Source organism: Microvirga sp. GCM10011540 (assembly GCF_042650665.1).
In the GTDB taxonomy this organism is placed as follows: Bacteria; Pseudomonadota; Alphaproteobacteria; order Rhizobiales; family Beijerinckiaceae; genus Microvirga; species Microvirga lenta.
The window spans coordinates 46,828-56,153 of record NZ_JBHSBQ010000018.1 but is presented as its reverse complement, the minus strand read 5'-3'; the positions used below and the strand labels follow the sequence as shown (position 1 = coordinate 56,153).

The 9,326-nt window shown below is 65.2% G+C and carries 10 protein-coding genes; 5 read left to right on the top strand and 5 right to left on the bottom strand.

Annotation, left to right across the window (positions count from 1 at the left end; genetic code table 11):
- Window positions 1–218: 218 nt before the first annotated feature.
- Window positions 219–1,025 (bottom strand): MBL fold metallo-hydrolase, encoded by an 807-nt coding sequence (locus tag ACFOYU_RS07710; RefSeq protein WP_377033102.1) that lies wholly within the window; start codon window positions 1,023–1,025, stop codon window positions 219–221.
- A gap of 249 nt (window positions 1,026–1,274) precedes the next feature.
- Between ACFOYU_RS07710 and ACFOYU_RS07705 the strand changes: the two genes are divergently transcribed.
- Both ACFOYU_RS07705 and ACFOYU_RS07700 read left to right on the top strand, forming a co-directional pair.
- Complete coding sequence (locus ACFOYU_RS07705) at window positions 1,275–2,351, top strand: NAD(P)-dependent alcohol dehydrogenase (protein WP_377033101.1); 1,077 nt, start codon at window positions 1,275–1,277, stop codon at window positions 2,349–2,351.
- 101 nt (window positions 2,352–2,452) lie between these two features.
- Complete coding sequence (locus ACFOYU_RS07700; RefSeq protein ID WP_377033100.1) at window positions 2,453–5,221, top strand: cation-transporting P-type ATPase; 2,769 nt, start codon at window positions 2,453–2,455, stop codon at window positions 5,219–5,221.
- Window positions 5,222–5,265: 44 nt separating this feature from the next.
- Here ACFOYU_RS07700 and ACFOYU_RS07695 read toward each other — a convergent pair whose 3' ends face one another.
- Window positions 5,266–5,643, bottom strand: a complete 378-nt coding sequence (locus ACFOYU_RS07695) for an SPW repeat protein (RefSeq protein WP_226741099.1) — start codon at window positions 5,641–5,643, stop codon at window positions 5,266–5,268.
- Window positions 5,644–5,886: 243 nt separating this feature from the next.
- On the opposite strand from ACFOYU_RS07695, the gene ACFOYU_RS07690 reads away from it, so the two are divergent.
- A complete protein-coding gene (locus tag ACFOYU_RS07690; protein WP_377033099.1) occupies window positions 5,887–6,213 on the top strand; it encodes a hypothetical protein in 327 nt (108 codons plus the stop codon).
- 45 nt (window positions 6,214–6,258) lie between these two features.
- Here the strand turns inward: ACFOYU_RS07690 and ACFOYU_RS07685 are convergent, their stop codons facing one another.
- Complete coding sequence (locus ACFOYU_RS07685; protein ID WP_377033098.1) at window positions 6,259–7,056, bottom strand: pentapeptide repeat-containing protein; 798 nt, start codon at window positions 7,054–7,056, stop codon at window positions 6,259–6,261.
- A gap of 324 nt (window positions 7,057–7,380) precedes the next feature.
- Here ACFOYU_RS07685 and ACFOYU_RS07680 point away from each other — a divergent pair, with 324 nt between their 5' ends.
- On the top strand, window positions 7,381–7,671 hold the full coding sequence (locus ACFOYU_RS07680) for a hypothetical protein (protein ID WP_226741102.1): 291 nt from the start codon (window positions 7,381–7,383) through the stop codon (window positions 7,669–7,671).
- A 63-nt stretch (window positions 7,672–7,734) separates the two neighbouring features.
- Window positions 7,735–7,866 (top strand): hypothetical protein, encoded by a 132-nt coding sequence (locus ACFOYU_RS07675; RefSeq protein ID WP_264196500.1) that lies wholly within the window; start codon window positions 7,735–7,737, stop codon window positions 7,864–7,866.
- Window positions 7,867–7,893: 27 nt separating this feature from the next.
- Here ACFOYU_RS07675 and ACFOYU_RS07670 read toward each other — a convergent pair whose 3' ends face one another.
- Together ACFOYU_RS07670 and ACFOYU_RS07665 are read right to left on the bottom strand one after the other, a co-directional pair.
- Complete coding sequence (locus tag ACFOYU_RS07670) at window positions 7,894–8,412, bottom strand: hypothetical protein (RefSeq protein WP_377033097.1); 519 nt, start codon at window positions 8,410–8,412, stop codon at window positions 7,894–7,896.
- Window positions 8,413–8,528: 116 nt separating this feature from the next.
- Complete coding sequence (locus ACFOYU_RS07665; protein WP_377033096.1) at window positions 8,529–9,323, bottom strand: ABC transporter permease; 795 nt, start codon at window positions 9,321–9,323, stop codon at window positions 8,529–8,531.
- Window positions 9,324–9,326: the final 3 nt, after the last annotated feature.

The window sequence follows — 9,326 nt, the reverse complement described above, 5'->3', positions numbered from 1 at the left end:
AGTTTCATCGGTTTCCTCCCTGAAGCCTCTGTCGGGCAGGGCTTCTGTCGAACGGGCGCGGCACGGCGCACCGGCCGGCACGTTCCCGGCACCCGCGATACTGCAGATAACCAAGTTGCCTGACAAGCAGGAATTTTCTGTTCTCGTTGCTTTTGAGGGACGCTCCAGATGAACGAAACGGCGGGGCAGTGGGACTGCTCTTCCCTGCCCCGACCAACTCACCTGATCGCATCGAGATAGCGTTCGACCGATATGTCGAAGGCTTGGCGGGCGTTGCCTACGATGTTGCGCTTCCACCAAGCCCCGAAAATGCTGTCGAACCCGTAGGGGACCAGAGAATCACGGATGCGCTCAACGGCAGCCGCATTCACGGGGATGAGGTTGGGATAGCTGTACATGAAGCTGACATGCCGCCGGTCCTGCACCACCTGCAGGATGTCGCCCGTCAGCAGAGCGCCCTGCCCCTCCGCACCGTCGGCCCAGTGCAGCACGGCGCCGCCCTCGAAATGGCCGCCGCAGCGGATCAGGGTCAGGGACGGAGAGAGAGCGTGGGTCTCGCCGCTCCATGCCACAATCGACGGGTGGAGCCGCTGCACCCACTTCATGTCGTCGGCGTGGATGTAGATGGGAATTCCGCCGAAAGCCTCGCTCCATTCGACCATGGTCGTGTAGTAGTGCGGGTGGGAGATCGCGATCGCCTTCAGCCCGCCCCTCGCTTCGATCCTCTCGACGATCTCGTCGTCGATCAGGCTGATGCAATCCCAGAGAACGTTGCCGTCCGCAGCTTCCACGAGGAGCGCCCGCTGACCGATGGCGAAGCTCGGTGTGCTCCCGATCCCGATCAGGCCGGCTCCCTCCTCTTCCCAGCGCAGGCTGTGGGAGGCCCGGATCTCCTCCAGCGTCGTCCATGCCTGTCCCTCCCAGCGCACATATTGGCGCTCGTCCTCGCAGATGGGACAGGCATCCGGTGGCGCCTCGGTTTCGGCGTATTGGGTTCCGCACTCGCGGCAGATGAAGTGGGGCATGGGCCTTCTCTCGTCTCGGTCGTCTCCTCGCCAGTATCCCTGCCCCTGCCCGTACGGCAAAGCGAAACTGCTACGTCTGGCATAAGCCTACCTTATCGCACGGGAGCATCACCATTCGGGTGGCGCTCTGCGAATTGATATCGCTCAAGGACAGAGCAAGACCGTCGCTGCAGGGTGGAGGCCGGACAATCTCAAGTGCCGATGAATGCCGGGCCACCGGCATCAGGTGCAAATAATCGAGAGGGAAACATGACCGCCAAGATGAAAGCAGCCATTTTCGTCGAGCCGAACCGGATCGTCCTGGACGAGAAACCGATCCCCGATGTCGGCCCCCTCGATGCGCTCATCCGCATCACCACCACCACCATCTGCGGCACGGATGTCCATATTCTCAAGGGGGAGTATCCCGTGGCGCGGGGGCTGACCATCGGCCACGAGCCCGTGGGCATCATCGAGAAGCTCGGCTCCGCCGTCGAGGGTTTCGAGGAGGGACAGCGGGTCATCGCCGGCGCGATCACGCCGAGCGGGCACAGCGCCGCGTGCCTGTGCGGCTGCCATTCACAGGACGGGCCGCGCACCAAGTACGGGTTCAAGCCCATGGGCGGCTGGCGCTTCGGCAACACGATCGACGGTGCGCAGGCCGAGTACCTGCTGGTGCCCGACGCCATGACGAACCTGTCGCCGATTCCCGACAGCCTCACGGACGAGCAGGTGCTGATGTGCCCGGACATCATGTCGACCGGCTTCTCTGGCGCAGAGAGCGGCAAGGTTCGGATCGGCGACACGGTGGCGGTGTTCGCGCAGGGACCCATCGGCCTATGCGCCACGGCCGGCGCGAGACTCATGGGAGCGACCCGGATCATCGGCGTCGAGGCTGTTCCGGCGCGAATGGAGATCGCGCGAAGGATGGGCGCCGACCACGTGGTGGACTTCACCAAGGTCGACGCAGTGGACGAGATCATGCGCCTGACGGACGGGCGCGGCGTCGACGTGGCCATCGAGGCTCTCGGGCGCCAGGAAACCTTCGAGGCGGCTCTCCGGGTTCTCCGTCCGGGAGGCACTCTCTCGTCCCTCGGGGTCTATTCGAGCGACCTGAAAATTCCTCTCGACGGGTTTCTCGCAGGTCTCGGCGACCACACCATCGTGACCACCCTCTGCCCCGGCGGGAAGGAGCGGATGCGCCGCCTGATGCAGGTCATCGCCTCCGGACGGATCGATACCCAGGCCCTCGTGACCCACCGCTTCAAGCTCGACCAGATCGAGGAGGCCTACGATCTCTTCGCCCATCCGCGGGATGGCGTTCTCAAGGTCGCGATCACGCCTTGAGCTCTGTCCCACCCGTCCGCACCGACAGGCCGAGGGAGCTGGTCTCACGGCCTGCCGGCGACAACCCACCATTCGTTCGAGGAAGAGGAGAGCGACCGGCGATGGACAGATTCGTCTCCAGAAAAGCTGCTCCAAATCCGCCCGAACCCTCACAGGACCGGCCAGGGGCACCTTCGCGGGCAGGTGAGCCGTGGCATGCCCTTCCTGATGCCGATGTTCTCTCGGCCCTGGCGGCGAACGCATCCGGACTGTCGAGCGAGGAAGCCGCAGAGCGTTTGCGGAGTCACGGCCCCAATCGCCTGCCTCAGGGATCGAAGCGCAGTCCTCTCGCGCGCTTCCTGCTGCAGTTCCACAACCTGCTGATCTACGTTCTTCTCGGGGCCGGCGCTCTTGCGGCCCTCATCGGCCACGGTACGGACGCACTCGTCATCGTCGCTGTCGTCCTGGCCAATGCGATCATCGGCTACGTGCAGGAGGGACGCGCCGAGCGGGCGCTGGACGCGATCCGGGGCATGATCGATCCCCATGCGTCCGTGGTCAGGGACGGGCACCGGGTCACCATCTGCGCCGAGGATGTGGTGCCGGGCGATGTGGTGATGCTGGAGGCCGGCGACCGGATTCCGGCTGACCTGCGCCTCCTCAAGGCGCGCAGCCTGCGAGTGGACGAGGCGGTCCTGACGGGCGAGTCGGTGCCGGTCGACAAGGCCGTCGCACCCGTCGAGGCCGACGCTGCCCTCGGCGACCGCGCCTCCATGGCGTTCTCCGGCACCTTCGTGACTGCGGGCCAGGGCACCGGCATCGTCGTCGCCACCGGCGCCGACACAGAACTCGGGCGGATCAGCACGATGATCGGCGAAGTCGAACGACTCACGACGCCGTTGGTCCGGCAGATGGACCAATTCGCGCGGCAGGTCACCATTGCCGTGCTCGCGGTCTCCGCCCTTGTCTTCGCCTACGCGGTTCTCGTCCGGTTCTATGCGTTCAGCGACGCGTTCATGGCTGTCGTCGGAATCGCGGTTTCGGCGATCCCGGAAGGCCTGCCGGCCGTCATGACGATCACGCTTGCCGTCGGCGTCCAGCGCATGGCGAGACGCAACGCCATCATCCGGCGCCTCCCGGCCGTGGAAACGCTCGGTTCGGTCTCCATCATCTGCTCCGACAAGACCGGCACCCTCACGCGCAACGAGATGATGGTGAGCACGGTCGTGACCTCCGTCGGCAGAATCGAGGTCGAGGGTGTCGGCTACCGGCCCGTCGGCGGCTTCCTTCTGGACGGGCGACAGATCAATGCCGTTTCCGACCGGGTCCTGGAGGAGCTGTCACGCGCGGCTTTTCTCTGCAACGATGCCGAGCTGCGGCAGGCGGACGGAACATGGTCGATCGACGGCGATCCCATGGAAGGCGCCCTGACCTCGTTCGCCGTCAAGGCAGGCCACGACATCGCGGCAGCGCGGGCGTATCTGCGGCGCCTGGACGAGATCCCGTTCGACTCGCGGCACCGCTATATGGCGACCCTCCATGGAGGCAGCGGCGCCCCCGTCATCTACGTCAAAGGCGCACCCGAGCGGATCCTCGCCATGTGCGACCGGGTTGCTGCCCCTGAAGGATTGCGGCCCATCGTGCCCGATGAGTGGCACCGTCGGATCGAGGCGCTCGCGGCGAACGGTCAGCGGGTCCTCGCCCTCGCCTCCGCCCATCCGCCACAGGGCACGAGAGGCATTGCCCCGTCCGACGTGGAGCAGGGCCTGACCCTGCTCGGCCTCGTCGGAATGATCGATCCCCCAAGGTCAGAGGCCGTTGCCGCGGTGGCCGAGTGCAGGGCAGCCGGCATCCGGGTGAAGATGATCACCGGAGACCATGCCGCGACGGCGCGTGCCATCGCGCTGCAGCTCGGCCTCGCGGAGAACCCGATAACCGTCACCGGCCGCGATCTCGACAGCCTCGACGAGGCCGGTTTCCTCGCAAGCGCCCGCGAAGCGACCGTGTTCGCGCGGACCAGCCCGGAGCACAAGCTGCGGCTGGTGGAGGCACTTCAGAAGGACGGCTCGGTCATTGCCATGACCGGGGACGGCGTGAACGACGCACCGGCGCTGAAGCGCGCGGATGTGGGTGTCGCCATGGGCCGGAAGGGCACGGAGACCGCCAAGGAAGCGGGCGAGATGGTGCTTGCCGACGACAATTTCGCCTCCATCGTCGCCGCGGTCCGGGAGGGCCGCACCGTCTACGACAACCTGACCAAGGTCATCGCCTGGACGCTGCCGACCAATGGCGGAGAGGCCTTCACCATCATCCTGGCGATACTGTTCGGCCTCACGTTGCCGGTCACGCCGATCCAGATCCTCTGGATCAATCTCGTGACCGCCGTCACCCTCGGCCTGACGCTGGCCTTCGAGCCGACCGAGCCCGGGGCCATGCGCCGCCCGGCACGGCAGGCCAACCAGCGGCTTCTCTCGGGCCGCCTCCTGTGGCGGATCGTCTTCGTTTCGGCATTGATGGTGATCGGCACCTTCCTGATCTATGCCTGGGCCATCGGCCGCGGGCTCTCGGTCGAAACGGCCCGGACCATGGTGGTGAATGCGCTGGTGACGATGGAGATCTTCTATCTCTTCAGCGTGCGCTACGTTCACGGCACGTCGCTGTCATGGAAGGGGGTTTTCGGTACGCGGGCCGTTCTGATCGGCGTAGGCACGGTGGTCGTGGCGCAGTTCGCCTTCACCTATCTGCCCTTGCTGCAGCGCATCTTCGACAGCCGACCGGTCTCGCTGACGGACGGGTTCGCCATCGTGGCCCTGGGTGCGGCGCTCCTCGTCGTCGTGGAGGTGGAAAAACGCGTCGCTGCCCGGCTTGGAGGTTCGCCAGGGCAACGGTAAACCCGGCGCGACACGGGTGTCGCGGGGAACGCCGTTGGTGTTCCTCAGTACCGGCTGACGGCCGCGTCCCTTGCCCGATCCGGGTGAGTCCGGGTGACGAGGCTGAGGCCGATTTCGGCGATGCCGATGATCAGGTGCGGCAGATAGGTGCGGTCGGCGAAGCCGAAGAGCCACGGTGAAACCGCGAGCAACGCTCCGCCAAGCCCATCGACCGCCAGATGCGCCCCCATGGGAATGACCTTGGCGACGCTCACCTCATAGTCGGTCATGAGGCTCATCAGGATGATGGCGACGCCGAGCAGCACCGGAACCCATTGGGCAGCGGTTCCGTCGGCGAAGCCGAACAGCCACGGTGCGACGATGAGCAGGCCACCGGTGAGATAGTCGATGATCCCGTGAACACGGGTGGACAGAAAACGCATGGCACGACGCTCCATAAGGACGGGTTCTGCCAGTCAATGATCGAATTGTGTCGCATGTTCCCCAGGAATTTGGCCCCATCGGTCACAAAGGCGGCCTCGGCCCTGGAGCCGCCGGGCCTCGCGCCCGATGGAAGAGCATTAGGAATGTCGACTTGACGCACTCTCCTCCAGGACCGGCAAGCAGGCTCGGGACAAGCTTGCTGGCTTAAGAATTCGTTAACCCGGCGATCAGAGAGAAGCACGATGAATCACGAGCCGCGCCTGCCCCGCGCGATTTCCTTGGCGGAACTCAGCCGCGCCGCCGGCAGCTCCATCGGGTTCGGGCGCAGCACCTCCGGCGAGCAGCCGCAGGCCGACGGTGGCGAGGAGCGGACCGGCAGAAGGACGCCCCTGAGCCTGAGGAACATCGCTCATCCCCTGCCCCTTCCCCGCGGAACGGAGCTGATCTCGCTGACGACCTATGACGGGCGGCTGGTCATCCTGACCAACAAGGGGCCCTATCTCTGGCACGGTAGCGAGTGGGAGAAAATCGTCGCTTCAGCCTCGCAGCAGGAGGCCGCTGGAATCTAAGCTCCCGCCCCTGCCGCGCAGAACAGGAGTAGGGATCGCGCAGCCCTACTCGGCATCCTCGGTGCAAGGCCACGATTGAGGCGCGACGAGCCCTGCAGGCAGCTTTGTCTCGGCCGTGCCGCAGGCAATGTCGACTTGGGCCTGCGTCAAACCCGTCGTGCCGCTCAGGTCGGCCCCTCCGAGCTGGGTGAGATAGAGATAGGACCGCGTCAGATCGGTGCCCTGCAGGTTTGCGCCGGTCAGCCGGGCGCGTGAAAGGTTGGAATATCCGAAACTGGCGCCGGAAAGATTCGCGCTCTGGAAGTTCACGCGAGCCAGTTCCGCCTTCGACATGTCGGCCCCCGAAAGGTCGGCGCCGCTGAAATCGGAACGGTTCAGTTCGGACTTGCTGAAATTGGCACCGGCCGCGCGGACCTGGGCAAAGTTCGAACGGCCCATATCCGCCGCATGGAACACCGCTTTGGTGAGATTGGCCTGACCGAAATTGGCACGCCAACCGATCGCCTTCGTGAAATCTGCGAGGGACAGGTCCGCGGCCTCGAAACGCGTGCGGCTGACCTCCGTCTCCACCAGCTTCGCACCGGTCAGCTTGGAGCCGCCGAAATCGCTCAGGGTCAGCAGGGACCGGGTGAAGTTGCTCCCGCTCAAGTCATCGTTGGCAAGAAGAAGCCGGGCCTTGGAGCAGCCGGACCAATCGACGCCCGCATCCGGCCCGTCCTGGCACTTGGCCGAGGCTCCGCCGCAGAGAAGACCAAGGAAGAGCACCGCGCCAGTGAACCGCTTTGCACTTCCCGCACCTGACGGGACGATCCCAGACGGCTTGCCTTCGCTGCGCTGCATCATTCCCTCTCGAACCCCGCCTGCTTCAACCCCCGATCCGAGCCGGCTGTTCCGGGAGGACAGGGAGACCGCTCTTCCGCGCGCGAGTTTCATCAATTCGGGAGCGGGAGACAAGCATTCATGGCGCTGCGCGACAAACAATTCCAGGAGGATCCGCATAGATGAGGGCATTCCTGGGGCCAAGAGCATAGAAGAACCTGCCACGCGCTGCTCTGCCCTTGAATTTCCTGTCGATTTCCTCTTTTCGATCCAGCGCGCTCCGGCACAAGGACTCGACTTCTCGCCGCCATCCCTTACGGTTCCTCTCCGTCACGTCCGGAGGAAACAATGCGTCACCTTGCACCGATCCCTGCCCTTGTTCTGGTCGGAGGTCTCCTTGGCGGCTGCAACACGGGTGCTCCTCAAGGCGTTCTGCCGCGCGACCCGCTTCCGCCTCCTCCCTCGCTGAACGCCTCGGCCTCACGTCAGACGGCGACCGCAACGGCGCGGGAGGCCGGCCCAGGCGTCCGGCGCCGGGCCATCAGCGTGCCGGACCGGATCGAGACGCCTCGCCCTTCGTCGCCGAGCGTCGAGCCCGTGATGACGCCGAGCGGCGCCGGCGCCGGCTTTCGTTTCTAAGCCGGACGCGGACACTCCCCCTCTCCTCGCAACCCAACAGAAAAAGGCAGGACCTTTCGCGCCATGGCCCACCACCCCAAAAGGCAACATCCCGCCATGGAGCGGCCGCGCCACCAGCGCATCATAGCCGCCGTGGTCGTCCTCATGATCCTCGCCCTCGCGATCTACGGCTATCAGTTCTGGTGGGGCGAGTAGCGGCAACAACGAAAGCGAAAGGCGGGCCTAGTCGCCGAAGATGTCGCCGCAACGGGACAGCGAGAAGGCAGCGCCTTCCGTATCCCGGTTGATGCGAACGGCTTGAATGATCCCCTGGTCATCCGCGGTGATCTGCGCCTCGCAGACCAGATGAACATGCTGCGGAGGCCGAACCATCGTCGTGACCTGCGGCGCGGCGAATCCGAAGGACGAGCTCGTCGTCTTGGAGCGGGTGACGGTGACACCCGGAGCCGGGTGGGCGGTCACTGTCGTGGTCCGCTCCGAAACCTTCATGGGGCTCGAGAAGGCCGGGCGCGTCTGGTACTGGGCAGGCCGGACGAAATCCATCTCGCCGCCTCTCCAGGTGTAGATCGTGCCGCCCGAATCCAGGGCATAGCTCGAAACGGGCGGGCCGTTCTCCACGAAGAACCGGTCGATCGGTTCGCCGATCCACTTGGCGCGCACGCTTCTCGCAGCCTCTTCCGTTGTCTTGCACCCGGCCAGAGCCAAGGCGGCCGCAAGCACGGCGCCGACGGATTTGATCATGGTTAAGCCCCCCACTCCCCTTTGTTTGAGGAGCATTTGCCGCAAGGGAAGCAGAGAAAGCAACCCCAAATTTGGGACGATTTCCCTTGTTTCCCTTGGTGCACGACGGGACTAGGTCACTTCACGAAGGTCTTCGACAGGCCGACCGAGCGGTCGACGATCATGACGACCGCGAGGGTGAGCAGGATCAGGAGGACCGAGACGCTCGCGACCAGCGGATCGGCCCGGCTCTCCACGTGATGGAACAGTTCGACAGGCAGGGTCGTCAGGCGCGGACCGGTGAGGAAGAGCGTGATGACGACCTCGTCGAAGGAGACGAGGAAGCACAGGGCCGTGGCTGCGACGATGCCGGGCGCCATCATGGGCAGCGTGACGCGGCGGAACACCGTGATCGGGCGGGCGCCGAGGGTCGAGGCCGCCTCCTCGCAGGCGAGGTTGAGGTTGCCCAAGGTCGTCGCGAGAACACGAAGCGCATAGGGCAGCGTGATCACGAGATGCCCGATGATCAGTCCCGGGAATGTTCCCAGGAAGCCGATCGACGCGAAGACGATGAGGATGGCGAGGCCTAGGACGATGGTCGGCAGCAGCAGCGGCGCCGTGAAGAGATTGTAGAGGAAGGACGATCCCAAGGTGCGCATCCGGACGATGACGTAGGCGGCCGGAATGGCGACGGCGAGGGAGATCGCCGTCACGATGGCGCCGAGCAGGAGGCTCGTCCAGAACGCGGAGATCATCTTCGGGTTGTCGGCCAGTGCCGCATACCAGCGCAGCGACCAGCTTTCCGGCGGGAAGGAGAGGATCTGCTCGCCGCTGAACGAGAGCGGCACCACAAGGATCACGGGCGCCAGGAGAAAGACGAACAGGAGCGCCACGAGGATCTTCATGGGCACGGAGGTGTTGTCGGCTTCCATGTG